Raw genomic sequence first — 25,475 nt, 5'->3', positions numbered from 1 at the left:
CCGCCCTTATGATTAAAAATCGTACTTGCTGTAATTGTCTTTGGTGACGGTCAGTGGTTTATCAAAGATGATGTTTTGACCATTGATGGTCGGTACGCCAAGCGTGGGGATTTCCAGACCTTGTTTAATCTGATCCCGCTTGCCATCCAGTACCATTTTGGCAATGTAGGCCATGGCATAGGAGGCTTCACCCGGGCTCCAGAGAATCGATTCGGTTAAGGAACCATCCTTCAGGAAGGTGGCACTCTCTTTCGGGGACGTCGTTCCAATAACAGTGAGTTTCCCCACCAGGCCTTTTTCACGCAGCGCTTGTGCGGCACCCGGCCCACCCTGACTGCCGAATGCCAGCACACCTTTCATATCGGGATAAGTTGAAAGTAGCTCCAGTGTTTTCTGACGTGAGGCGTTACGATCTTCGCTCACCGGGAAGCGATCGGAGACCAGCTTCATATCGGGATATTTCTCTTTCATCTGTTTGATCGCTGCATCTGCCCAGGTGTTGTGCGCCGGTACCGTCAGTGAACCCACATAAATAGCGAACTCCCCTTTGCCACCGGCATGTTTGGCTAATTCATCCATCATGTAGCGACCAAATTTTTCGTTTTCGATCATCTCAACGTCATAGTCAGCGCCCGGTTGGTTCACTGACTCGTGGGTGATGACGACAATCTTCTGGCCTCGCGCACGATTGAAGACGGGCTCTACCGAGCTGGCATTATTCGGCACCACCAGCAGTGCATTGGCACCCTGAGTGATGCTGTCTTCAATAATGCGCACCTGCTGCGCTTCATCAGCGGAGGCTGGCGCCTGCTGATAGGCATCGATTTTGAAATCTTTGGCGGCTTTTTTCAGGCCGGTCTCATAATCGTTAAACCACGCAGAACGCAGTTTGGGAATACCGACCATGGTGTATTCATCTGCCGCCTGAGCAGGCAGCGATGTGCAGAGTGAGGTTACGCCCAGCAGCAGTGCCAGCGTGAGCGCATTACGCGTTTTCATCATGATGTGTGTCCTTTATCAGGCGGGATAGCGCCGTTCAGGTTCAGGAATGGAGCCAGCGTTACCGATTTCGATCACGGCACCCTGAAAACGCTCCTCGGTATCGAGGTAATAGAAAACGTCATCACCAATGTTGCCGCTCTGCACGACGTCATATCCGCGTGCCTTGTAGGTTTCGAGCGCCTTTTCACAATCGGCAAAATAGAGTTTGAGGTGGTGTAAGCCGTACCCGTGCTTTTCGATGTACTCGTCATAGATGCTGTAGCCTGAGACCGGCTGCATCAATTCCATCTGTACGCCATTGATCCAGCACACGGCAATTTTGTAGATATGTTCTGCCGGCTGGCCACGGTAAATCGACTGATTTACGTTATGGGGACCGTAGGTATAGACATCCCACGGACCCATGTTGAAGGCTTCCCAGTAGTGCTGCATTGCCCCATCAAGATCTTCCACCAGATGAGCAATCTGAATGATGTCACCGTCTTTCATCGCATGCGCTCCGCTCAGGCAAACTTATGAGGCAACCCTTCAAGGTTGGTGTGGCTGGCTTTCATCGCATCCATCTGAATACCGCACTGCTCGATCAGCATCATGGTGACGATATCGGTGAAGAGGAATAGCGACTGTTCTAGTAAGGTGGACATTGGCTGAATGGAGGGAATTTCCTGATCGCCGCCAAATATCTGGCCGGGAACACGCACAGCTAGATCCGCATATTGGCCATGTTCATTTTCAGGGTGGGCGGTGAGCAACACGATGCGGGCACCGGCTTCTTTCGCCAGTTTGATAATGTTCAGTTCTACATTGGTGACGGCACAATGCACGATGAGCAAATCACCTTTGCCAAGATAGGGCGACGTGGTGTCATACACGACATAACTGTCAAATCCCATGTGCTTAAGGCGCATGGCGAAGCCACGCACTGACAGTTGCATGCGGCCCATAGCATAAAGCTGGATGGTTTTCGCCTGGCGGATTTCTGTGATGAGCTGGTCGATTTGCTGCGGATCAACCGCCAACAGCGTGTCGCGGTTTTCATTAATGACCTTCTCTACCAATGCTGCGTATTGAGACATGTGTCATTCCTCAGTTGGCCCTAAAAGGCACAGATGTAGGGTTTATATTTACAAATTTGTAAAATTAAATGCCTGACAACTGATGACAACCTTACGCAACATTTTTACTTTTTCTTTTGGAATTGATCACAAATCAAACACAAATGGATTACATATCGAGCAGTAAAGGCGATTTAGCGGAGTCGATCACAAGTTTACGTGCAGTTTGTGCGCTATTTTTCATTTCGAGGTCGTGCGGTTTTTAAAAAATCGAATTCACTATCACTTTTTATAATTTACAAATTTGCACGTTTTTCAGTTGGTTGATTTTACTTATTAACTCCCTTAATGTGTTCCATCGCTGAAACTGTTGATCAACGGGCAAACCGCACTATGGCGAAATCAGGCAAGTTGGATCGCGTGTATCTTGAATTAACTCAACGTATTCATCGTGGCGATTATGCCAGCGGTGAACGTTTGCCGACTGAAGTGATGCTGTGTGCTGAACTGGATGTTTCACGCCCCACGCTGTCTCGCGCATTGTCACGCTTACGTGAACAGGGACTGATTAGCAGTACTCAGGGTTCAGGCCATTACATTACCTATGCTGAACCCAGCCAGATGACACACCTGCCGCCTGCGATGGCTTTGGGTATTCTTTCCCCGCGCATGGAAGCCAACGAAAGTGGATTTCTGTTTGAGCAGATCTTTAAATCCATTGCCGCCCTGTCTCAGCCCTTTAACTTTGATCTGGTGTGGAACGGTGTCATGACGCTGGGCACGGGAGCTTCGTGGCAGTCCATCATCAGCAAGATTGAGGGTGTGATTGAGCGCTACCAGCGTAGCGGTGTGAAAGGCGTGTTCTTTATTCCCATTGAATTTCATCCCTTCGCTACTGAAATCAATCAACTGATTCTGAGTAAACTGGAACGCGACGGCATGAGTGTGGTGCTGTTGGACAGTGATGTGGTGCGGTGGCCCGCGCGCAGCCGGTGGGATTTAATTGGCATCGATAACGTCGCAGCGGGAGCCGTGATGACACGGCATTTACTAGCCGATCGCCCGCGTCGCATCGATTTCCTCTGTGAACGTTTCTCAGCAAATACGGTTTACATGCGAATGCTTGGCTATCAACTGGCGTTGCAGGAAGCCGGCATTTCTCCCCTGCCGGAATGGCAGCATGAAGGCGAACAGAATCACGCTGATTTTATCCACCAGTTGCTGGCCAGTGGCGCGCGTGATGTGGTGTGTGCCAATGACTTTACCGCGATGAAATTGCTATCCCTCTGCAGTCAGCAGGGAGTCAAAATCAACGTAGTGGGTTTTGATGACAATGAATATTCCGCGTTGCTGGGTATCCCGTTAACCACCTGGAAACAGCCATTCAATGCTATTGGACATAACGCGGTGGTGGCGATGATGCACCGTCTGGATAATCCTGAGGCCAGCCCACTCCACCTTATCGCGCAGGGGGAACTGATCGTACGCGCTTCCTGTCACGCCTGTTAGCCTCTTTACCCGCTAAATCAGCGTTAACTCCATTGGCTGCTGGCGCAATATTTCCTGATACACCGGCGACAGTTGGCTATCTGTAATCACCTGCTTAAAGGGCACGTTCGGTGCCAGAGCGAAGGGATGTATCTGACCAAACTTTGATGAATCGGTGAGCGCCACAGTGTGCGTCTGCTTTTCCATGATGGCGTTGACCACATCGCAGCGCAGCATATCACGACCGGTAAAACCGGTGATGGCATCCCAGCCGTCGATACCGATAAAAGCTTTATGGAAGTTGAGGTGCTGGATGCACAATCGCGTCAGCGGCCCGACTACCGACTCACTGCTCTTCTGGAACAGCCCGCCAAGAATGATCACATCACCGCCCTGTTCTCGCAGTAATCCCGCGATGTAATGGCTGACGGTGATAATCGTGATATCACCGCGTTCGCTCAGCTCGCGTGCCAGCAAAGCGTTGGTGCTGCCGCCTTCAATAAACACCGTTTCACCTGCGTTAACCAGCGAGGCGGCGTACTCCGCCAGACGTTTTTTGACAGCAAAACGCGTTTGCATGCGTGCACCGACATCATCGCTTTCTGGCGCCACGGCTGACCCGTGCACGCGGCGCAGAAAGCCACCCTTTTCCAGAACATTCAGATCCTGACGCACCGTCACCTCGGAAACGCCGGTGGTTTGCGCCAGTTCACTGACGCTGACGCTGCCGCGTTCGCTGACCAGTTGGATAATGTGCTGATGACGTGCGTTCATAGTGCCTGCTTTAATTAAAATTTTATCCAGCTTACCAGAAACTTACTCTAAGCCGAGACTGCGACGACCGTTGCTGTTTAACGCGTCCAAAGTGAATCGATCGCGCCAGCTGGCTTCATAGTCCTCTTTCGGGAAATCACCCGGTGAGGCACCGGTTGCCAGCGCCTCAGCAACCTGAGTGGCGTAAGCGGCATTCTTCTCGCACAGGGGTGCAGCCGGAATGTACATCACATTGCCCCAACCCTGTTGATCCTCAACGGGTGCAACCGAATGGATAACATCACAGTGCCACCAGACAGAATCACCCGCTTCCATTGCTGGAATGGAACACAGTCCCTCGATGAGTTCAGGATGCCACTGCTCTGAGATGGGCAATACTTTGCCCGGTGCAACACCGCAGAGTTCATCCCCTGGTACATCTTTCAGCAGCGGACGCAGCAACAGATACGCCATCGCTTCCGGAACCGGCACCACATGCAGTAAGCCCTGACCCAATTGCATATCTGACAATGCAGTCCATCCCTGGAAAGTGCGGAATACCGAACATTTGGTGGTGGTGCCAGCCTGATATTCATTCACTTCTGTGCGATGTGCCGCATCCCAGGGATCATATTGATCAAATTGGTTATTAAAGATTTTGCTGAACACCTGTTGGTAAGCTGGCAGTAACCAGCGTTCCAGCGCCCCGGAATCCGTATGCGCGCCCAGCCCTTTTGATGTGGTGCCCGGTAAACGACGGCGAATACGATCCGGATAGATAATGCTGACATCAGGGTCAAACCAGCGCGTTCCGTTGGATTCGAAGGTCCACAGGCGATTCAGGAAGGATTGGGTTTGTGCCATGGCGTCGCTCTGACGCGCCGACATCTGTGCTTCGCTCCAGTAGATCGGATAGATTTCAGGGCGTGAGGCATCAAGGCTGCCAAAGAAGTTGTCACCCGGCCCTTTATAGACTTCATCGAAATCATTTTTATCAAGGTATTCCAGCATCGACGCATCCCAGCCCAACGCCTGCTCGCGCGTAAAGGTCTGTTTCACCACCACACAGCCGCGACGACGAATGTGATCCTTCACTTCATCGGAAATGCGCCCTGCGGCGATGTCATCCCAACGTACCTGTGGCCATGCCGTGCCGTTTCGCGCTTCTTCCTCACGAGCTACAGCAATTTCGCTGAGGATTTTACTTCTGACCTGCTCAAACAGGCCCTCAACATCGCCGATTTGCGCTCTGAGCACCTGTTTCATCAAGCGGATATGCTGCTTTGCATCTTCAGGTTGTTGTAAAGAGGTAAAGGATGTATTCATTTTGTCGCTCCGATTTTCGAATGAAACTTAAGTTAGCTTCATTCATAACAATCTGTCGGCATTTCACCTAACTTCAGCGCACGATTTTAAGAAACCCATCACAAAAAAATTAAGAACAACGTCTAACCGAAGGTGCACCGGAGTGGCTCTCCGGTGCCGGGAAATGAGGAAAAATGTCGGGAAATCAAGAGGAAAAAGACGGTGGTATGTGGGAAGGAAATGGCCTGGCAGGTACTATTCCAGCCAGGCGTGATACCGCTGATGGAGTTCAGCCAGATTTTTTACATTGAGTTTGCGCATTGCAGACTGTTTTTGGCTGCTAATGGTTTTAATACTTTTGTCTTTGGCAACAGCAATATCCGTTACGGTACGACCGCGATAGATGGAGCGGATGATCGTTCTTTCCGTGGTACTGAGTGAAAGCATCGCTTCTTCATACATCCTTGATGAGAATACCTGTCGTAAAGATGAACCCTTTTGCGGTGCAGTGGGTTTGACTTCAAATCCCCAGACTCGATGTTCAAGTACTGCCGTCACCGCATCTTCAACCTCGCGCTGATTGCATTTCCTGTTTAATATGGCTTGCACACCTGATTTTTTATATTTTTGTAATAGCCTGACATCCGATGCTCGGGTTAAAATTATGACTGATGCTGTGGGCAAGTAAGATTTTATCAGCATAGAAATAACATCTGCATTGCCAACCTCAGTATCGATAATAATCATATCCAAATCTCTATCAATGATGCTGATCTGTTCATCATGGGTTTGGATGGGATGGTGAGTCACCGTCACAGCATTCAATGTTGTCAACATGGCGCGAATACCATAATAGGTGATCGCGCTGGGTGTCATAATAGCGATATTTTTATTTTTGATTTTGCTTGTCGTTATTTTAATGACGCCATGCATTGTTGATGTTCCTCAATTGTGATCACGCCAATATGCAATTATTACAGATTCATCTGAACGATATTAGCCGATGCCATGCGATTAATCCGATGCGGATATTATTGGCTAGATTGAAGGCTTTCAACATACTGGCGTAAATGTCACTTAAAAGTCACCAGTATGGAGATAGTTCACATATTAATCAAATAGATAACCCTGTGACAAAGCTGTTACCTACCTGATTGTCATCATCAGCATGCCCTTTTGTCAGACCGTGTTATAATCAGCCGCATGAAAAGTGTGCGTTGAAGATGCGCCGTGGGGATCAGGCAGAAGTGACCATTATTTTTTTTAACGATACCGGTCTGATCAGGCTGGAAGATAAAGAGATTATTCTTAGCAGGCAAAGTAAAATATGCCTGACGTACCTGTGTGAGCATGAAGGTAATATCGTTTCCAAAGAAGCATTACATGACGCTTGCTGGAGAAACCATGGTGCTGTGGTCTCCGATAATACCGTACGACAAACCCTTTTTCGCATCCGGAAATCACTCGCCTCACTGGAAGTAGAAGGCGAAATTCTTGAAACACTGGGATACATGGGATATCGCTTAAAACCCGGTTGCATCACTCTGGTTTCAGACTCACAAAATTATTCGTTACCGGAACGCCAGGATGGTTTGAATCAAAAGCAAGAAACATCAGCGATCTCTATTTCTGATACATCGAAATCAGCGCTTAAGAATAAACCGACAAAGATAAAATTCAGGGTACTTACGCTGCTGCTTTGCTGCCTGTTTTTTTTCGTGGGCACTGTGATTCGTGGCCAACAACTTATCCACCCATTGCGGTATGGCGAACCACTTCTGCTTGATGGGCACAGCTTTCTGTTTTCGCAATACGTGGAAAATGACAAACATGACTCGGCAAGACGCGTGAGTTACTGGCTTAACAAAATGCAGGTTTCCATTACGCCGCACAGCAAAATCTACATTAATGCCGATCGTGGCAACGCGATTAATTTTTTTGTGTGCAAAGGCGAAATTGAACTGGCGACAACCTCTTGCCAGACATTTGCGGTTATCGGGAGAAATCATCCATGAGAATGGCTGTTTCCGCGGCATGTTGCCTGTTGGCATTGTTGCTGGGTTGGTTTTCGCTGCCCTATTTTGTACGGCCATTTTCTGGCGATTGCCGGGCCGAGACCTATATTATCTATGATGAACCTGACCGGACCGTAGTCAGTCATGGCTACTGGGATATATTGAGCGGCAGTCGTGAAGGTCATTTAAATGCTTATCTGGCGTTTATGTCGCCGCAGGGGCTTGAAAGCAGGATTAATGTTGATCGCACCGTGAATCTTGATTATGACTACCATCCTGATTCCGTAACGGTTTCCACTCGCAAATCTTTTCGTATTGCGGGTCCTGATACGCAGGATCCCGCTATCGGGAAATATATTGATCCGCTGGCGGACGAGAATTTCACCGCCCGCATCTACCTGTTTAAAGTGGGAAACCAGGTCATTTCAGGCTTCCATTATCGGCCGCTTAACCGGTGTATGAAACCTGGATTTTGAGGCGAGTCAGACCGGTCGATCATTTGTTCTGGTAAAGATCCCAACGGTTGCCGTACAAATCCTCGAAAACCACAACCGTGCCATACTCTTCTTCGCGGGGTTCTTCACAGAAAGTGACCCCATTGGCTTTCATTTGCTGGTAATCACGCCAGAAGTCGTCCGTCTGTAAAAACAGGAACACCCGGCCGCCGCATTGATTACCGATAAACCCTTGCTGGCGCTCATTCGATGCCTGCGCCAGCAGCAAGTTACAATCGCTCTGCGGATTAGGATTGACCACCACCCAGCGCTTGCCTGGCTGTGCGGTATCTTCGATTAAATGAAATCCCAGTTTTTGCGTATAGTATTCAATCGCGCGGTCATAATCATCGACCACAATAGCGACGTAACCCATGCAACGCTTTTGTGTTCTCATTTTGGTTTCCTTTATATTCTGACGCGAAATCTCATCTGGATATCAACAAATAAAAAGCAGACCGAAGTCTGCTTATTCCTTATCACGCATTGCCACCCGCGACTTTGCGTAATGCCACCACTTCCGCGTGTTCTAACAGCGGTTCAAGATCCGCGAACAATTTAACGATATGCGGGGCATTCAGGTGCTTATCCAGTAATTCCTGGCTCGCCCACTCTTCGGTCCAGACAAAGCGGCGCGGATTTTTGCTATCAATGTTTAGCTGATAGGTAATACACCCTTCTTCTTGCAGCGTCTCTTCAATCACACCACAAAATAATTGCTCAGCTTTATCTTCGCAACCCGGTTTTGCCGTTAGCAATGCCACAACAGGAACAGTCATTTTTATCTCCCTTTTAAATGAAATAAGCCGAGCCAAAGTAACGCAGCTTATTCCTGTTGTCAGTCTGAAAACGTGCGTTGCCTGATATGCCTGGTTCGCGCCATAATCGCGAAAATAACGCAAGGAGTGTTGCATGCCAGAACTGTCGAGTTGGTTAGCCTTTGCATTGGTGGCGTTGGGATTGGTGCTTACGCCCGGCCCCAATATGATCTACCTGGTTTCGCGTTCGCTGTGTCAGGGCAAGCGGGCGGGTTATATTTCCCTCGGCGGCGTGGCGTTAGGGTTTGTGTTTTATATGCTGTGCGCGGCGCTGGGTATCACCGCGTGGCTGCTTGCCGTTCCATGGGCCTATGATGCGCTGCGTTTCAGTGGCGCACTCTATTTGCTGTATCTTGCGTGGCAGATACTCAAGCCTGGCGGCCGCTCGCCATTTGCCGTGCGCGATCTCCCTGCCGACAACCCGCGTAAACTGTTCACCATGGGTTTCCTCACCAACCTCGCGAACCCAAAAATCGCCATGATGTTTCTGTCGCTATTACCGCAGTTTATTAGCCCGCATCACGGTAGTGTGCTGATGCAGTCGCTGATATTGGGCGTCACCCAAATTGTGATTAGCCTGACGGTCAATGCGATTTTCATTACTACCGCTGGCCAGGTGTCGACATTTTTACTGACGCGCCCCAGCTGGCAGCGTTTGCAGCGCTGGCTGATGGGCACGGTGCTGGCGGGCATGGCCGTCAAACTCGCATTGGATGCACGAAAGTAAGTTGCGATTTAATTGGGCGCGTCGGGGCGCGCCCAACAATCCGTTAGTGAGCCAACATCTGAATGATTTTGTCCGCCGCGATGACGCGATCGTCATTCGGGAACCATTTATTCGCCAGCATAATCACTGCAATCTTCTGTGACGGAATAAACACCGCGTAGGTTGAGAAACCATTGGTCGAACCGGTTTTGTTATACCACGCCTGTTGTGGCGCAGCCTGCGGTGGCGTGATCACCGTGGCCGACATCCCTTTCATGATGCGCTGACCGCTGTTGCCTTCCACCAACTGCTTTGATGAGACAGGCAACGGATAGTATTCCCACATCATCGCCTGCGTAAACGCCTCGGTTTTGTAGTAGCCCTGATGCGTGGTGGCGATTGCCTGCTGCCACTCCGTCGCGACCTTCTGTTCATCCAGTTGAATAGCCAGCCAGCGAATCAGATCAGCGGATGTCGATTTCAACCCATACGACTCAGCATCCAACGGGCCTGGCGTCACACGTACCGGCTTGTCTTGTTTATTGTAACCTTGCGCATATTGGCCCATCTCTGACTGAGGCACCTGAATATAAGTGTGCTTCATGCCCATCGCGGGTAACAGTTGCTGCTCCATCGCGCTGATAAACGGCTGATGCAAGCTTTTGGCGGCAATCATGCCGAGCATACCAATCCCCAGATTGGAGTAGACACGCTGAGTGCCCGGCTGAGCCGGCGGCTGCCAGTTTTTGTACCAGTTCATCAACTGCTGCTGATTGGTGACATCGTCCGGCACAAACAGCGGCGTGCCCGTGGTGTGAGTAGCAAGGTTAAGCAGTGACACCTGATCAAACGCACTGCCCTTCAGTTCGGGCAACCATGTACTGGCTTTGTCACTAAACTGCAGTTTTTTCTGCTGAGCCGCATAGCTCGCTAAGGTAGCGGTAAACGTTTTGCTGAGTGACCCGATTTCAAACAAGGTCTGCGCAGTAATCGGCTGTTGAGTCTCTTTGGACGCGACACCGTAGTTGTAAAACTCGGTTTTGCCATCGTGCAGAATAGCCACCGCCATGCCAGGGATTTGATATTGCTGCATCAACGGTTTGATGATGGCGTCAGGTAAAGAAGTTTGTGCGAGGGCGCTGGTGCTTGCCAGCAGCGCTAGCGCAGTAAGAGATAAGCGCATGAAAATTCCTTTTATTTCAGTTAAGCCACAATTTCAGCGCGTGATTATAAAATTCCGTCACGGTTTCACCTAACCAAATATTCTGCTATCCGCGGGAAAGTGAAGGCGATCACAAGCGCGAAACATTTTTTTAACCATTAATTGATCTTTTCCCCGCCAGCTTTTATAGCTTATGAAAATTATTTCACACATCAGAAATAATTTTCAAAACGTACCCCGGCTCGTTTTTCCGCGTTAAGTCGTCACGGCTGAGCCTCCAAATTCAGCGTCTGCTCCGGGGAAAACATGAAAAAAATCGCCATCCTTCTTTCCAGCCTTGCGTTAGCGGGCACACTCTCCAGCACCGCACGTGCCGCCGATGAATCACCACAGTTCCGTTGCAAACCTGGCGAAACTTACTATATGAACGTCATGGTGACCGGTGTTGAATACTGGTTTCCGGTGTACGAGATGTTTAAACAAGCTGCGCATCAGCTGGGCTGCAAAACCGTTTATGGTGGCACGCCCGCTTATGACGTCAACCAGCAGTTAGCCAGTTTCGAACAGATTCTGGCGCAGAAACCCGCCGGGATTTTCCTCCATCCGATGAATCCCGACCCCTTTATCGAGCCAATTAATCGTGCGGCAGAGATGGGCATTCCGGTGGTAACTTTTGCCGCTGATTCCCCCAACAGCAAGCGTGTCGCTTACATCACTTCAGATAACTTCCGTGAAGGTAAAGCCGCCGCCGATGAACTTGGTAAAGCCATGGGCAAAGGCGCGGAGTATGCGGTGCTGGAAAATCCAGGGCAGGATAATCATGACCGTCGGGTTACGGCTTTTATCAATGAGATGAAAATCGCGTTTCCTGACAGCAAGCTGGTTGCGCGCGCCGCCACTAATCAGGATCCATCAAAAGCCTACAACGCCGTGCTGTCGATGCTACAAGCGAATCCAAACCTGAAAGGCATCTTCATGCCTGAAGCCAGTTCCGCAATCGGTGCCGCACAGGCAGTGGTGGAAAACGGTGGCAAAGTGAAAGTGATGACGGTGGACGTCAACGCCAAAGTACTGGATATGATCAAAAGCGGCGAGGTGTTTGGTGCCATCAACCCCAATCAGGGAATACAGGGCTACATGGGCTTTATGACGCTGTTCCTCGCCGCCCACCCAGAATTGATTGACCCCATGAATGATGCCAAACGCAACGGTGTGAATCCCTTCTCGTTCCCAATCCTCGACAATGGTTATGCCGTGGTGACTAAAGAAAATGCCGATGATTTCCGCTGGGACCGTTACCTGAAACGTCGTGGAACCAAAGGCATCAACGAGTAAGGGGAAGATGATGACGGCACTGCTTGAGTTACGCAGCATCAGCAAACGCTTCGGCGCAGTACAGGCGTTACAGGACGTTGATCTTACGCTAAGGTCCGGTGAAATTCATGCGCTGGCCGGTGAAAACGGCGCGGGTAAGTCTACTCTGATGAATATCATTGATGGCATTCTGCGCCCCGACAGCGGTGAAATAGTGTTGGAGGGGCAATCCGTAACCATTCGCTCGCCGCGTGAGGCGCAGCGGTTAGGCATCGGGCTGGTGCATCAGGAGATCGCGTTGTGCCCGGATATTACTATCTATGAAAATATCTGGATGGCACATCAGCAGCGCGGCTTTCTATTACCGCATAAAACCTTGAGGGAAAAAGCGCAGCAGGTTATGAATCGTCTTGCGCCGATTCCAGTGAGTAAAAAGGTTAGCGAACTGTCGTTGTCACAACAGCAACTCGTAGAGATTGCCAAAGCACTGACGCTGGATTGTCGTTTGCTGATTCTGGATGAGCCCACTGCAGCGCTCACGGAACCAGAAGCGCAGACGCTGTTCACCATCGTGCGTCAACTGCGCGATCAGGGCATCACGGTGGTGTATATCAGTCATCGTATGGCCGAGATTTTTGCGCTTTGTCAGCACATCACCATTCTGCGCGATGGCCGGACGGTGCACAGTGCGCCATTGAACAGCATGACACCGGATGAAGTCATTACGCGCCTTGTCGGTCGCGAATTGTCGCAACTCTATCCCGATAAACGCCCCTCTCATCGTGCCGCACCGCTGCTGGAGGTACGATCTCTTAGCGATAGTCAGCGTTTTTACGATATCAACTTCGAGCTGTATCCCGGCGAAATTCTCGGCATTGGTGGCTTGATGGGCGCGGGCCGTAGCGAAATCGCTCAGGGCGTGTGCGCATTGCAGCCGTTAACTCACGGCACTGTTCGTATCAAAGGCCAGCCAGCAACACTGAAAAATTACGCCGCCAGTATCCAACATCACATGGTTTATTTATCCGAAGATCGTAAGGACGCCGGGCTGTTTTTAGCAATGCCAATTGACTGGAACATCTCGGCGCTGGATGTCCGCGCGATTAGCCATCGCGGTTTGACGCTAAGCCCAAGTCGCGAGCGTGTGCAAGCGGAAGCGCTGGCGTATCAGGTCAAACTAAAACGCGGCAAATTGAGCGACCCGGTGTCATCGCTTTCTGGCGGCAATCAGCAGAAAGTGGCGCTAGCGCGCGTGCTGTCGGTGCACCCCGAAATCATCTTTCTTGATGAACCGACGCGCGGCGTCGATGTCAGCGCCAAGGCAGAGATCTACCAGATCCTCGCCCAATTAGCACATAACGGTGTCGGACTGGTGGTGATTTCATCAGAGTTACCTGAGCTGATTGGTTTATGTGACCGCATTATCGTTATTCATGAAGGTCACATCACCGGTGAAGTGACCGGCGATGCAATGACCGAGGAGAATCTGATGAGACTGGCTGCTGGCATTCCCCCTGAAGTGGAGGCGCTATGACCATGAATACGACCTTGCCCGGAGCAGGCAAATCCCGGCTGTCATTGTTTGGCGGCCTGTACAAGCAGCGGGAAATCGGCTTGATTGCGATCATCGCGTTAATCTTTATCGTGATGAGTTTTACCTCACCCTACTTCCTGACGTGGGCCAATATGAAAGCGATGCTGTTGTCGTTTTCGATTGAAGGCATTGTGGTGATCGGTATGACGATCTTGTTGATCGTCGGCGGTCTCGATCTCTCGGTCGGCGCGGTGGTGTGCCTTTCTATGGTGGTCGCGGGACAACTGTTTCTGAGTGGGGTGGATCCCTGGCTGGCCAGCCTGGGAGGAATAGCTGCCGCCGCACTGGTGGGCTTGCTGATGGGTTTAACAGTGACCAAAATCGGCCTGAGTCATTTTATTGCCTCGCTGGCAGCGATGGTGATTGTGCGCGGACTTTGCATGATCATCACCCAGGGCACGCCGCTGTCGCTGTTCACACTTCCCGTCAGTTTCAAATTTATCGGCCAGGGTGCCATGTGGGGCATTCCGTTTGTCATCCTGCTGTTCTTTATATTGGTCGCCCTGTTCGATTTCCTGCTGCGCAAAGCCACGCTGTTCCGCAAAGTATTTTATACCGGCAGTAATGAGCGTGCGGCGGCCTATTCCGGCATCAACATCAACCGCATAAAACTGTGGGTCACGGTACTCACCTCAACGCTAGCAGGTGTAGCCGGCATTATTTATATGGCGCGGTTAGGCTCAGCTACCCCGACCTTTGGCGTAGGGATGGAACTGAACGTGATAGCGGCGGCGGTGATAGGCGGCGCAAGCCTGAAAGGCGGCACTGGCTCGATTCTGGGCGCGGTTTTAGGTGTCGCACTGCTCTCCATCGTGACCAGCTCACTGATCCTGATTAATGTTTCCGTCTACTGGCAGGACTTGATCAAAGGTTTAATTCTGCTGGCGGCGGTGTCGATTGACCACCTGCTGAATAAATATCGGGCAGCATAAGGACGCATCATCGATGGAATTCGCCAGCGAACATCCAGCATTTCACAGTGCACGCCAGATCTATCAGGTATTGGTGATGTATTACCTCGACGGCAAAAAGCAGTCGGAGATTGCGGTGGAAACCGGGTTGTCGGTCGCCAGCGTGAATCGCCTGATTCGTCAGGGCAAAGAGAGCGGCATGGTGGAAATCACTATTAAATCGCCCTGGCTGTCGGCCCACCAACTCGAAAGTGAACTGCAGCAATGGGGTCAACTGCAACAGGTGGTGGTGGCACCCAATGTCGCGCGCAGTGATGAGCAGAATTTACAGATGGTGGGCGCGGCGGCGGCGGATTATTTGCTATCACGTCTGAAAGATGGCGACGTTATTGCGCTCACCGGTGGCAAAGGCGTGAGCGCTCTGGTGGAGGCACTGCATCCTTCGCGCAAATACGATGTTCAGGTCGTGCCTGCATTGGGTTGCGTGCAAGGAAAGCACTATACCGACGTGAATCATGTTGCCTCTGAAATGGCGGCTCGGCTTGGCGGCCATGCCTGGCAGATTCATGCCCCGCTCTTCACTGACTCTGCTGCTGAACGTGACATGTTGATGAGAATCAGTGCCGTAGACCGGGTGCTGGATAAAGCGCGTAACGCTACGCTGGCAGTGGTCGGTCTTGGTTCTATTCACAGCGACAGTTCCAGCTACTACGATTTGAATCTGGCAGCTCGTCATGCATCCGCCAGCATCGAAACCAGTGGCGCACGCAGCGAACTGCTAGCCTGGTTACTCGATGCACAAGGCCAGCCCGCGCCGTTTGACGCCAATCTGCGGCTGGTTGGGCTGACCTTATCGGAGCTACAACGTATTCCCTTTTCTATGGCGGTGGTGGCCGGACGCGACAAAGTGGATCCCATCCACTGTGCGCTGCAAGGCCAGTGGCTAAAAGGCATGGTCACCGACGAATCCACCGCAGCAGGCGTACTCGAAATGGCCAAGAGCCGGGGAGCAATCCATGGAGAATAATGCAACACGCGAGCAGCGACTCAGCGCTTTACGACAACGCACCACGACACCAGTGCTGATTGTCGGTGGCGGCATCAACGGCATCAGCACCTTTCGCGAACTGGCATTGCAGGGTATTCCGGCGGTTCTGGTGGAAAAAGGTGACTGGTGCCAGGCGGCCAGCGGCGCGCTGTCTCGTATGATCCACGGCGGACTGCGCTATCTGGAAACCGGCGAGTTTACGCTGGTCAAAGAGTCGGTGATGGAGCGTGACCGGCTACTGAAAAACGCGGCGCACTATGTTTTTCCGCTGCGTACCACCGTCCCGATCGACAACCTCGGCGGCGGACTGCTCAATGCCACGCGGCGTTTTTTGCGTCTGAGCGACAAACCCACACGCCGCGGCGCTCTGCTGATCAAAACTGGCCTCAGTCTCTACGATGTCTACACCAGGCAGTACGGATCGATGCCCAAACATCAGGTGCGCGGTGAGGCAGCCACGCGCGACCGCTGGCCAGGATTTGCCCCCTGGGTGAAATACAGCGCCAGCTACTACGATGCCTGGATCAGTGCACCGGAACGACTGGGTTATGAATTGATTGAAGATGCCGAGCGTGCTTGTCCGGAGGCACTGGCGCTGAATTATTTGCAACTGGTGAGCGCCGATGGCGAATCCGTTACGTTACAGGATGCACTCAGCGGTGAGCATTTTACAATGCAGCCGCATGTATTGGTGAATGCCGGCGGCGCGTGGATAGATCAGCTCAATCAGCGTCTGGCGCCCACGGAACATTTCACCAAACTGATTGGCGGGACCAAGGGTTCGCATTTGATCATTGATCACCCCAAACTGTTACAGATGCTCGATGGGGAAATGGTCTATTTCGAAAACCAGGAAGGCCGCGTCTGCATTATGTTTCCGTGGTTTGGCAAAGTGCTGCTCGGTTCCACGGATATCCGCGTGGACGATCCCGATAGCGTGGTGTGTGAAGAGCAGGAAAAAGCCTACATTCTTGAGTCGCTGCGCTTTGTTTTTCCTGACGTCGTGGTGCCGGAATCGTCGATTCTCTACACCTTTTGCGGTGTGCGTCCGCTTCCGGCCAGCAACGCCAAAGTTAACGGGCAAATCTCGCGCAATCACTCGCTGGTGCTGCTGCCGCCTGATGCCGCACATGCTTACAGCTTGCTATGCCTGGTCGGCGGCAAATGGACCACCTTTCGTCAGTTTGGTGAAGAGGCCGCGGATCGGGTATTGCGTCTGATCGGAGAAAAGCGCCGAATATCGAGCGGCGATCTGCCCATCGGCGGTGGACGTGACTTCCCTGCACCTTCCGGGCAAACCGCGTGGCTAGCCCAACTCGCGCATCTGCATTCACTGCCCTTGTCCCGCGTATCGCAGTTAGTCCGCCGTTATGGCAGCCGCACCCTGCCAATCCTGCAATTGATCCAGCAACAGGGGGAGCAGCCGCTGCAGCATCATGCGGGGTATAGCGCGCTGGAACTTTGTTACCTTATTGAGCATGAGCAGGTTCAGCAACTTGAAGACCTGCTGGTGCGCCGCACGTCGCTGGCGATTTGCGGCGAATTGACGCCCTCACTGGTGGCCGAAATTGCTCAACTGATGGCTGACCTGCGCGGCTGGAACGCCACTCAACTGCAAAACCATCTGCAAAGCAGTTGCGCCAGTCTGGCGCGACAGCACGGCCTGACCGATCTCAACCCCACTCTTTTCCAGGAGGAAACACGCCATGTTAGTCAGCAATAAAGTCCGCATGAATCGTCTGTTTCAACACGGTAAGTGCCTTGATGTGGCTATCGACCACGGTATTGCGAATGAGCCCGACTTTCTGATTGGGTTAGAGAACATCGAAGGTGTGATGGGGAACCTGATCGCCGCGCAGCCGGATGCCATTCAGGTGAATTACGGCCAGGCCGATCTGTTGCAGCAGGTCGCGGGACGAAAACCGGCGCTGGTGATGCGCACGGATGTCGGCAACGCCTATAACGCGGCGCGCCATCGCGAAATGTGGGCGGTGTTGCACAACCCGGATGAGCCAATCCTCGCCGCGTTACAAATGGACGCGGCTGCGGTGGTGGTGAATCTCTATCTGATCCCTGATGAGCCCGGCATTTTCCGTATGTGCGTGGAGAACATCGGCCGCCTGCGTCAGGCGTGCGATCGCTATGCGATGCCGCTGATGATCGAACCTCTGGTGATGGCGCCGGCAGGACAAGGCGCGGCTTACGGTTCGCTCGGTGATGTAGAGAAAATCGTGCCGCTGGTGCGTCTGGCGCGTGAACTCGGCGCCGACATCATCAAAGCCGACCCCACGGAGAACGTGGAAGATTTTCACCGCGTAGTGGAAGCGGCGCGCTGTCCGACGCTGGTGCGCGGTGGCGGCAAAGGCGAACTGGCACCGGTGCTGGCCAAAAGCGCCGCATTGATGGCGCAAGGCGCCAGCGGCATGGTTTATGGCCGTAACGTGTACCAACACGATAACCCATCACGCGTGGTGAAAGCGCTGATGGCAATTATCCATCAGGGCGCTAGCGGCCCGGACGCATTAGACATTTACCAGCAGGGTTGAGTATTACCTGCACCGGCGCTTAAGCGGTGCGCCGTCTTCGTCTGTGAATCGGAGTCGGATATGAGTCAACTTCTCGGCATAGATGCCGGAAACACCATGATCAAAGCGGTACTGTTCGATCTCAGTGGCCGCGTACTGTCGGTTGCCGAATGTGCGGGAGAAACCCTCCAGCCGCAAGAAGGTTATGCGGAGCGTCCGGTAGAAGATATCTGGCACGGGGTCAGCGTGGCCGTCACGCGCTGCCTGCAACAGGCGGGCAGCGCGGCGAATGAGGTTATTGCCGTGGGCGCGGCGGGTCACGGTAACGGTCTGTATGCACTTGATAAGCAGCAGCAGCCGTTGTTCGGCATTCAATCCATCGACCATCGTGCCATCGAAACCGTGCAGGGCCTGGAAGCCAGCGGTACCGATAAAGCCATCTATCAACTTTCGCTGCAGAAGCCCTGGCCCGCCGCCACGCCCGTGCTGATCAGCTGGATTAAACAGCATCAGCCCGATCGCTGGGCGCAGATCGGCCATTTGTTGTGTGCTAAAGATGTCATCGCCCATTTCCTCTGCGGGGCTATCAGCGCTGAGGTTTCCGATGCCGCCGGAGCCGGATTAATCGATTATCGACAGCGCAATTACAGCCACGAGTTGATGGCGCTGTATGGCATTGAAGAGGCGCTTAACCTGCTGCCGCCTCTGCGCGAGTCTTGTGCGGTGGTTGGACACGTGACCGCGCGCGCCGCGCAACTCACCGGGTTACCGTCAGGCATTCCGGTGGTGGCCGGCATTTTTGATGTGGTGGCCAGTGCCATTGGTTCTGGCGTGGTGAAAACCGGAGAGGCTTCTATCGTCGCAGGAACCTGGAGCATCAATCAGGTGGTGGTCGATAAACCGGATTACCAGCGGCCCGTGTTTATGAATTCAATTATTGAAAATGATCGCTTTATGGCGATTGAAGCCAGCGCCACCTCGGCCGCTAATCTCGACTGGTTCCTGCGTGAGTTTGATGATGGGCGCGCTGGCAACGGCGCGGCTCACAGCAGTGATACCGTGGCCCATGTTGAACCCAACCCGCAGTTGCCGCTCTATCATCCTTACCTCTATTCCGGTCGTAAATCTGAACCCGCAAAAGCGGGGTTTTATGGCTTGAGCGGCTGGCATACGCGCGCAGATATGCTGTTTGCGCTGTTTGAAGGCGTGACATTTGCCCATCGCGCACACATTAATCGCTTGCGCGCAGCAGGGATTCCGTTTACCCACGCGACCCTTTCTGGTGGCGCGGCGCGCAGCTGCATCTGGCCGCAAATGTTTGCTGATGTGTTGGGCGTTCCGATTCGCGTGGCTGAGTGCAAAGAGACTGGCGCGCTGGGTGCTGCGCTTTGTGCGGGCGTCGGCGTAGGTGTCTGGCCCGATCTGGCCACGGCGGCACAGCAAGCAGTACGCCTTAATCCCGGCGAGTTACAGCCACGCCCGGAACGCTTTGCGTTTCATGATGCACGTTATCGGGTGTTCAAAAGGCTGGAGTTGGCGATGAGCGAAATGTGGCATGAAGTCGGTTGAATTCACTGGTTATTTTTTTGCCAGGCGGTAATGTTGTGTTCTCGTCGAATTCAATAAGGATAGCGTCGTGCAGATCAATCAACTACCGTTTGGCATTACCGACTGGAGCACCCTCGAGACCGAAAAACATCCGGGCGACAGCGGGTTTGCGCTGTGGCGCACTCAGCGTTTTGGCGATATTCGTGTGCGCATGGTGGAGTATTCGCCGGGTTATCTCGCCGATCACTGGTGCAGCAAAGGTCATATATTGCTGTGTCTGGAAGGCGAAATGATCACCGAACTGGAAGATGGCCGCACTTTTACCCTAACGCCTGGCGTGAGCTATCAGGTTGCCGATAATGCCGAAGCACATCGTTCCTCCACGACGTACGGTGCGAAGCTATTCATCGTCGATTAGCTCTCGGGCCGTGGCTATACACTGCGAATCATCATGCTGAATACGGTAGTCTGAAAAGATAATGTGCGTTTGTCCTGACTATCCCGCTGTTGCCGCAGTCAGCGTTAATCCTTTCTACGCTCTTTGCGTTTGATCTCCATAACAAGAACGCAAATCCGTGAGTTGCGGGCACCGACGTATTGACGACGTCAGTGCCCGCGTCAGGATCACTTAGCCATGCTGTACGCGGCGGTGAGATCGACGCGCTGCCAGAAGGATTGCTCGGCATTGCCCGACAGCGGATAACCGTTTGGCAAGGCTGTTTTCACCATCAGTTGACGAATCTGCGCATCAGAAAGTTTAGGCAGCGCGGTTTTCAGCAGAATCTCCGCGCCCTGCGGCACCTGAATCGGCGTGTTTTTCACATTGGCTTTTGGCAGATTGTAGCTCATCGTGAAACGATAGAATTGCTTCATATCCGGCGCGCGGTAAGGATCGTCCTTGCCGGTTGTGCGTGCGCATTCAGCCAATGAAGTACCACACTCCTTCTCCAGCGCGGCACGCAGTTGATCGCGCGCCTCTTTGAACAGCACCTGATAGCGTGCATCGTTGAGGTAAGTCGCCACGTTGCGCTCTGCCACCATACGTGAACCCATCACGTCCAGCGGATAGTGCACGCCTAACACCAGACGCGAATATCCATAACGCGCACCACGGGTGACCAGTGCCTCAAAGCGTTCCGGCACCATTTCGGCCATCAGCAGCGCATCGGTATAACCGGTATTGGTGTGTCCGCTGGGGAACGATCCGCCGTCCGCGGTATAGCGCACATTGTCTTTCACCACTACATCATCGGGTACCAGATGGATGGTATTGCCTTCATGCAGGAACGGGCGCGGATAGTTAAAGTGTTTTTTGGCAGCGCTGGTGCTGACTTCACTGGCTTTAATCAGCGCAGCGGCTTTGCTGAGTTCGCCTTTGTCATAAGCCGCGATGAAGGCTTTACCAAGACGCGGACCCATGGCGTCAGACAGGAAATACAGCGAGCCGATCGCTTCCGCATCCTGCAACGCCTGATGACGCACGTTCTGCGTGGCATTCAGGTTGATATCAGTCACGGTGGCGCGGTTAGCCGTCAATACGCTGTCTGGCAATGTGCTGAAACCTGATAACAGCGCGATGCCAGCCTGCTGATTTTGCTTCACGTTGAAATCATAGCCACTGCTTTTCAGCCAGGCTTTGTCTGCCTGCGTGCTGGTCTGTTTGGCTTTTTCCAGTTGCTCACGTTTCAGTGACGCACTGTCGCCTTGCAGCCAGGTGCGCTGAGCCTGCAACGACTGTTGCTCCAGCTGCGTATAGCCTGGGGTTGAACCGGTAGACGTTTGTGCAGCCAGTGCGGCCGCCTGCGGCAGTGTTGTCGCATGGGCCTGTTGAGCGAGCAGTAAAACCGTTGCAATCAGTGTATAGCGGGTTTTCATTATTTTCCCCTGTTATCAGAATATTACCTTGCCGGGGAAACACGCTAGCACCCTGTTATGACAGATTTATTTCATTTATCGGCACTCGTTCGAACAGTTTTGTACGCAAATTTGTGCGAGCGATCCACAGCCGCCGCCGTTGTCATTTTTGCATTGCGATTGCTGTACATAACAGTTTTGCTGGCAGGACGAGAGATCGCATTTGGCCGCCACCGGCGTCAGTTGCACCACGGGCGCTTTTCTTTCCGGTTGCCACTGGGTTTGCGCCATAGCACCCGCACTGAACAGCATCATCAACACCATTATCCACTTCATGGGAAATTCCTCGCGAAAAGGTTCTAAACAGTATGGCCTCTCCACCGCCAAATGCCATGCTGGAACATTTGATTCATGATCGGGTTCTACCGCCCCATCGCCGTGCAAATGGTTGCTCGAAATCAGTGCAACTTACGCAACGCACATTTACTGATAACCCATAATAATCAATAAATTAAATAAATCACTGCAAAGAAAAGCGAATGGTACGAAAGTTGCAAGGGTAATCAGGTAGACAAAGGAGACAGTGATGAAAGCGATTGTGATTGGAGCGGGCATTGGCGGCATGAGCGCGGCGATTGCGCTGGAGAAAGCAGGATTCGATACGGCCGTTTTTGAAGCGGTCAAAGAGATGAAGCCAGTCGGTGCGGCGATCTCGATCTGGCCCAACGGCGTAAAGTGCCTGAACGCGCTTGGCATGAAACAGCAACTGCAGGCACTGGGCGGCAATATGGCGTTTATGGCCTATAACGATGCGCACAGTGGTAGCACCCTGACCCGCTTTAGCCTGTCCCCCCTGGTGCAGCAAGTTGGCGAATACCCTTATCCGGTCGCTCGCGCCGAGTTACAGGCGATGCTGATCGATACCTATGGTCGCTCATGCATTCAGTTCGGTAAACGCGTGACCCACGTCGAGCAAAGCACCACCGGCGTCACCGCCTGGTTTGATGATGGTAGTCAGGCTGAAGGCGATTTCCTGGTCGCCGCTGACGGTACGCATTCCGTGGTCCGCCACTATGTGTTGGGAGAACATGTAGAACGACGCTACGCTGGCTACGTTAACTGGAACGGCTTAGTGACCATAGATGAAAGCATCGCCCCAGCCGATCAGTGGACAACCTTTGTCGGCGAGGGCAAGCGCGTCTCCCTGATGCCAGTGAGCGGCAACCGCTTTTACTTCTTCTTCGACGTGCCTTTGCCCAAGGGCTTAGCCGAGGATCGTTCCACTCTGCGCCAGGATCTGAAGAATTACTTCAGCGGCTGGGCCGATCCGGTGCAGCGCCTGATCGACAGTATCAATCCCGATACCACCAATCGGGTTGAAATTCACGACATTGAACCCTTTAGCCGTTTCGTCAAAGGTCGCGTGGCCTTGCTCGGCGATGCGGCGCACAGCACCACGCCAGATATCGGCCAGGGCGGTTGCGCCGCGATGGAAGATGCGGTGGTGCTGGCGCAGACGCTGGCCTCACATTCGCTGGGTATCGAAGATGGATTGCAGCGCTACGAGGCGCGCCGCGTGGAACGCACTAAAGATTTGGTGTTGAAAGCACGTAAACGCTGCGACGTGACGCATGCCAAAGATGCCGAAATCACCGCTGCGTGGTACGCCGATTTGAAAAACGAAACCGGCGAGCGAGTGCTGGCCGGCATGTGCGACACCATTGAAGGTGGCCCGTTGGGTTAATGCCAGGGCGCACACCATGCGCCCTGCTTATCACGCCTCTTCTAAACCGCGATTCTTCAGCATCGGACCAATCTCCGGTGCTTTTCCACGCCATGCCAGCCACAGATGTTGCAGATCGCTGCTGTTACCGCGTGAAAGAATATGATCGCGGAATTGCTGGCCATTCTCACGACTCAACCCACCACGTTCAACGAAAGCCTGATAACCATCATCGGCTAAAATTTGCGTCCAGATATAGGCGTAATAACCAGCCGCGTAACCGCCGCCCCAGATATGACGGAAATAGGTGGAGCGATAACGCGGCGGTACAGTGGTTAACGCGATGTGCTCTGCCGCCAGCGCCTGTAGTTCAAAGTGACTGACATCCTGCGGATTGTCCTGCGTGGTCAGCGAATGCCATTGCAGATCCAGCAACGCCGCCGCCAGCAGTTCGGTCATGTCGTAGCCCTTGTTGAACTTAGATGCGCGCACCATCTTTTCACGCAGTTCCACGGGCATCGCATCGCCACTCTGATAATGACGGGCATAGTTGGCAAACACCTTTTCATCGCTGGCCCAGTGCTCGTTAATCTGCGAAGGAAACTCGACAAAGTCACGTGGCGTAGCGGTACCGGACAGGCTTGGATAACGTTGGGTGGCAAACAAACCGTGTAGCGCATGACCGAATTCGTGGAACAGCGTGATCACCTCATCCCAGCTGAGCAACGCAGGTTGCCCAGCCTGCGGTTTGGTGTAGTTGCAGACGTTGTAGATCACCGGTTTGGTGCCCAGCAGCGTGGTCTGATCAACGAAGTTGCTCATCCAGGCACCGCCGCTTTTGTTATCACGCTTATAAAAATCGGTGTAGAACAGCGCCAGCGGCGTATCGTCAGCATCGAAGATTTCATAAACGTTAACGTCCGGATGATACACCGGCAGATCGTGACGCTGCTGGAAGCGGATGCCAAACAGCTGGCTGGCGGACCAGAACACGCCCTTTTCCAGTACATTATTCAGCTCAAAGTACGGGCGGATTTGGCTCTCATCCAGTGCGTATTTAGCTTTTCTCACTTGTTCAGCATAGAAATTCCAGTCCCAGGCGCGCAGCGGGAAAGTGTGGTGCTGTTGTTCAATGATCTGCTGGATGTCTGACGCTTCTCGCTCAGCGCGTGCTCGCGCCGCCGGGACGATATTTCGCATAAACGCAAAGGCAGCATCCGGCGTTTTCGCCATCTGATCCTGCATGCTCCACTCGGCGTAAGTATTGAAACCGAGCAGCTTAGCCTGCTCTGCGCGCAGCTGTGCCATACGTAGTACAATTGCGCGCGTGTCATTGTCATCGCCCTGTTCGCTACGCGTGAGTGCCTGGTTAAACAGCGCTTCACGCGTGGCGCGCACTTCCAGTGACTGCAACGCAGGCTGTTGCGTGGTGTTCTGTAACGGCAGCAGCCATTCGCCGTGCAATCCACGCGCCTCCGCTGCGGCTTTGGCGTGCGCTAGCTCTTCTTCACTCAATCCCGCCAGCGCCGCCGCGCTGCTTACCGTATACGCGCCCGTTTTAGTCGCCGCCAGCAACTTATTGCCAAAACGGGTACTCAACGTGGCGAGTTCCTGATTGCAAGCACGCAGTTTGTCTTTATCTGCGTCGCTCAGGCTGGCCCCAGCCAGCTGGAAATGCTGCCAGGTCACTTCCACCAAACGCATCGATTCCGCATCCGGACAGGCAGAGCCGCGATGCTGGTAAACGCTGTCGAGACGGGCAAACAGCTGGCTGTTGAGATGGATTTCATCATTTAGCGCCGTGAGTTTAGGCGTGATTAGCTCGTCTACTTCCTGCAATACATCACTGGTGTTGGCTGACGTCATGGCACCAAATACCAGATTGACGCGGTTTAACAACTGCCCGCTGCGCTCAAGTGCTTCATAGGTGTTGGCAAAAGTAGCCGGTTCAGGATTAGTGGCGATGGCGGCAATTTCCTGACGCTTCTCTTCAATACCCGCTTCAAGCGCCGGAAGAAAATCGGCTTCCTGAATCAGGTCAAAAGGCGGAGTTTGATAGGGCAATGCACTGACGGTGAAAAACGGATTGGCTCGTGAAGTCATTATCGCTCCTGATAATCAGCAACGCCGCAACCGGTGCGGCGGGATGCTTCTATCCTG

At 52.9% G+C, this 25,475-nt stretch carries 25 protein-coding genes; 13 read left to right on the top strand and 12 right to left on the bottom strand.

The features are described 5' to 3' along the window. Positions 1-12: 12 nt before the first annotated feature. Genes AC1MDE_RS04440 through AC1MDE_RS04430 form a run of 3 tightly spaced genes read right to left on the bottom strand, consistent with a single transcriptional unit; the run spans position 13 to position 2,078 of the window. Positions 13-1,002: an autoinducer 2 ABC transporter substrate-binding protein gene (locus AC1MDE_RS04440; protein WP_236699738.1), complete on the bottom strand. Its 990-nt coding sequence runs from the start codon at positions 1,000-1,002 to the stop codon at positions 13-15. Between the two features lie 15 nt (positions 1,003-1,017). Beyond that, entirely contained in the window at positions 1,018-1,491 is a 474-nt protein-coding gene (locus AC1MDE_RS04435) for a VOC family protein (protein WP_058960524.1), read from the bottom strand. Between the two features lie 14 nt (positions 1,492-1,505). Next, positions 1,506-2,078 (bottom strand): SIS domain-containing protein, encoded by a 573-nt coding sequence (locus AC1MDE_RS04430; protein WP_058960523.1) that lies wholly within the window; start codon positions 2,076-2,078, stop codon positions 1,506-1,508. A 372-nt stretch (positions 2,079-2,450) separates the two neighbouring features. Between AC1MDE_RS04430 and AC1MDE_RS04425 the strand changes: the two genes are divergently transcribed. Next, positions 2,451-3,566 carry a GntR family transcriptional regulator gene (locus AC1MDE_RS04425; RefSeq protein WP_480344331.1) on the top strand — a complete coding sequence of 372 codons (1,116 nt, stop codon included), beginning with the start codon at positions 2,451-2,453 and terminating at the stop codon, positions 3,564-3,566. A 12-nt stretch (positions 3,567-3,578) separates the two neighbouring features. On the opposite strand, the gene AC1MDE_RS04420 is transcribed toward AC1MDE_RS04425, so the two are convergent. The 3 genes from AC1MDE_RS04420 to AC1MDE_RS04410 all read right to left on the bottom strand — a co-directional run bounded on the left by AC1MDE_RS04420 (position 3,579) and on the right by AC1MDE_RS04410 (position 6,536). Continuing rightward, the gene (locus AC1MDE_RS04420; protein ID WP_058960521.1) at positions 3,579-4,319 is read right to left on the bottom strand and encodes a DeoR/GlpR family DNA-binding transcription regulator; all 741 of its coding nucleotides are present in this window, start codon (positions 4,317-4,319) and stop codon (positions 3,579-3,581) included. A gap of 42 nt (positions 4,320-4,361) precedes the next feature. After that, positions 4,362-5,624: a DUF1479 domain-containing protein gene (locus AC1MDE_RS04415; RefSeq protein WP_480344330.1), complete on the bottom strand. Its 1,263-nt coding sequence runs from the start codon at positions 5,622-5,624 to the stop codon at positions 4,362-4,364. A gap of 234 nt (positions 5,625-5,858) precedes the next feature. Next, on the bottom strand, positions 5,859-6,536 hold the full coding sequence (locus AC1MDE_RS04410) for a LuxR C-terminal-related transcriptional regulator (protein ID WP_479398539.1): 678 nt from the start codon (positions 6,534-6,536) through the stop codon (positions 5,859-5,861). 290 nt (positions 6,537-6,826) lie between these two features. On the opposite strand from AC1MDE_RS04410, the gene AC1MDE_RS04405 reads away from it, so the two are divergent. Next, the gene (locus AC1MDE_RS04405; RefSeq protein WP_479401620.1) at positions 6,827-7,618 is read left to right on the top strand and encodes a winged helix-turn-helix domain-containing protein; all 792 of its coding nucleotides are present in this window, start codon (positions 6,827-6,829) and stop codon (positions 7,616-7,618) included. Further along, positions 7,615-8,094, top strand: coding sequence for a hypothetical protein (locus AC1MDE_RS04400; protein ID WP_064511341.1), 480 nt, complete (start codon positions 7,615-7,617; stop codon positions 8,092-8,094). The genes AC1MDE_RS04405 and AC1MDE_RS04400 overlap by 4 nt, the downstream gene beginning before the upstream one ends. A 19-nt stretch (positions 8,095-8,113) precedes the next feature. On the opposite strand, the gene AC1MDE_RS04395 is transcribed toward AC1MDE_RS04400, so the two are convergent. Then, positions 8,114-8,509 carry a VOC family protein gene (locus AC1MDE_RS04395; protein ID WP_058960516.1) on the bottom strand — a complete coding sequence of 132 codons (396 nt, stop codon included), beginning with the start codon at positions 8,507-8,509 and terminating at the stop codon, positions 8,114-8,116. 82 nt (positions 8,510-8,591) lie between these two features. Continuing rightward, positions 8,592-8,891 carry a putative quinol monooxygenase gene (locus AC1MDE_RS04390; RefSeq protein ID WP_058960515.1) on the bottom strand — a complete coding sequence of 100 codons (300 nt, stop codon included), beginning with the start codon at positions 8,889-8,891 and terminating at the stop codon, positions 8,592-8,594. Positions 8,892-9,024: 133 nt separating this feature from the next. Between AC1MDE_RS04390 and AC1MDE_RS04385 the strand changes: the two genes are divergently transcribed. After that, the gene (locus AC1MDE_RS04385) at positions 9,025-9,657 is read left to right on the top strand and encodes a LysE family translocator (protein WP_058960514.1); all 633 of its coding nucleotides are present in this window, start codon (positions 9,025-9,027) and stop codon (positions 9,655-9,657) included. 43 nt (positions 9,658-9,700) lie between these two features. Here the strand turns inward: AC1MDE_RS04385 and ampC are convergent, their stop codons facing one another. Next, on the bottom strand, positions 9,701-10,819 hold the full coding sequence (ampC, locus tag AC1MDE_RS04380; RefSeq protein WP_058960513.1) for a class C beta-lactamase: 1,119 nt from the start codon (positions 10,817-10,819) through the stop codon (positions 9,701-9,703). 285 nt (positions 10,820-11,104) lie between these two features. Between ampC and AC1MDE_RS04375 the strand changes: the two genes are divergently transcribed. The 8 genes from AC1MDE_RS04375 (at position 11,105) to AC1MDE_RS04340 (ending at position 20,156) form a co-directional block, all read left to right on the top strand. Then, positions 11,105-12,133: a substrate-binding domain-containing protein gene (locus AC1MDE_RS04375; RefSeq protein ID WP_058960512.1), complete on the top strand. Its 1,029-nt coding sequence runs from the start codon at positions 11,105-11,107 to the stop codon at positions 12,131-12,133. A gap of 10 nt (positions 12,134-12,143) precedes the next feature. Then, the gene (locus AC1MDE_RS04370) at positions 12,144-13,646 is read left to right on the top strand and encodes a sugar ABC transporter ATP-binding protein (protein WP_479402624.1); all 1,503 of its coding nucleotides are present in this window, start codon (positions 12,144-12,146) and stop codon (positions 13,644-13,646) included. After that, the gene (locus tag AC1MDE_RS04365) at positions 13,643-14,638 is read left to right on the top strand and encodes an ABC transporter permease (RefSeq protein WP_479402623.1); all 996 of its coding nucleotides are present in this window, start codon (positions 13,643-13,645) and stop codon (positions 14,636-14,638) included. The genes AC1MDE_RS04370 and AC1MDE_RS04365 overlap by 4 nt, the downstream gene beginning before the upstream one ends. A gap of 13 nt (positions 14,639-14,651) precedes the next feature. After that, positions 14,652-15,644 carry a sugar-binding transcriptional regulator gene (locus AC1MDE_RS04360; RefSeq protein ID WP_480344329.1) on the top strand — a complete coding sequence of 331 codons (993 nt, stop codon included), beginning with the start codon at positions 14,652-14,654 and terminating at the stop codon, positions 15,642-15,644. Beyond that, entirely contained in the window at positions 15,634-17,388 is a 1,755-nt protein-coding gene (locus AC1MDE_RS04355) for a glycerol-3-phosphate dehydrogenase/oxidase (RefSeq protein ID WP_058960508.1), read from the top strand. The genes AC1MDE_RS04360 and AC1MDE_RS04355 overlap by 11 nt, the downstream gene beginning before the upstream one ends. Then, positions 17,372-18,211 (top strand): class I fructose-bisphosphate aldolase, encoded by an 840-nt coding sequence (locus tag AC1MDE_RS04350; protein ID WP_480344328.1) that lies wholly within the window; start codon positions 17,372-17,374, stop codon positions 18,209-18,211. Before AC1MDE_RS04355 ends, AC1MDE_RS04350 begins: the two co-directional genes overlap by 17 nt. 60 nt (positions 18,212-18,271) lie before the next feature. Then, a complete protein-coding gene (locus AC1MDE_RS04345; protein ID WP_058960506.1) occupies positions 18,272-19,759 on the top strand; it encodes an FGGY-family carbohydrate kinase in 1,488 nt (495 codons plus the stop codon). 67 nt (positions 19,760-19,826) lie between these two features. After that, on the top strand, positions 19,827-20,156 hold the full coding sequence (locus tag AC1MDE_RS04340; RefSeq protein WP_058960505.1) for a DHCW motif cupin fold protein: 330 nt from the start codon (positions 19,827-19,829) through the stop codon (positions 20,154-20,156). Positions 20,157-20,362: 206 nt separating this feature from the next. Here the strand turns inward: AC1MDE_RS04340 and AC1MDE_RS04335 are convergent, their stop codons facing one another. Beyond that, entirely contained in the window at positions 20,363-21,613 is a 1,251-nt protein-coding gene (locus AC1MDE_RS04335; protein ID WP_058960504.1) for an acid phosphatase, read from the bottom strand. 75 nt (positions 21,614-21,688) lie between these two features. Continuing rightward, the gene (locus AC1MDE_RS04330) at positions 21,689-21,928 is read right to left on the bottom strand and encodes a hypothetical protein (protein WP_058960503.1); all 240 of its coding nucleotides are present in this window, start codon (positions 21,926-21,928) and stop codon (positions 21,689-21,691) included. Positions 21,929-22,178: 250 nt separating this feature from the next. On the opposite strand from AC1MDE_RS04330, the gene hpxO reads away from it, so the two are divergent. Then, positions 22,179-23,336, top strand: a complete 1,158-nt coding sequence (hpxO, locus tag AC1MDE_RS04325) for an FAD-dependent urate hydroxylase HpxO (protein WP_058960502.1) — start codon at positions 22,179-22,181, stop codon at positions 23,334-23,336. A gap of 30 nt (positions 23,337-23,366) precedes the next feature. Here hpxO and dcp read toward each other — a convergent pair whose 3' ends face one another. Next, complete coding sequence (gene dcp / locus AC1MDE_RS04320; RefSeq protein ID WP_480344327.1) at positions 23,367-25,418, bottom strand: peptidyl-dipeptidase Dcp; 2,052 nt, start codon at positions 25,416-25,418, stop codon at positions 23,367-23,369. Positions 25,419-25,475: the final 57 nt, after the last annotated feature.

The sequence above is a fragment of the Pantoea folii genome (assembly GCF_056678875.1).
Note: the sequence above shows the minus strand (reverse complement) of the source record. Positions and strands in the feature narration are given on the sequence as shown.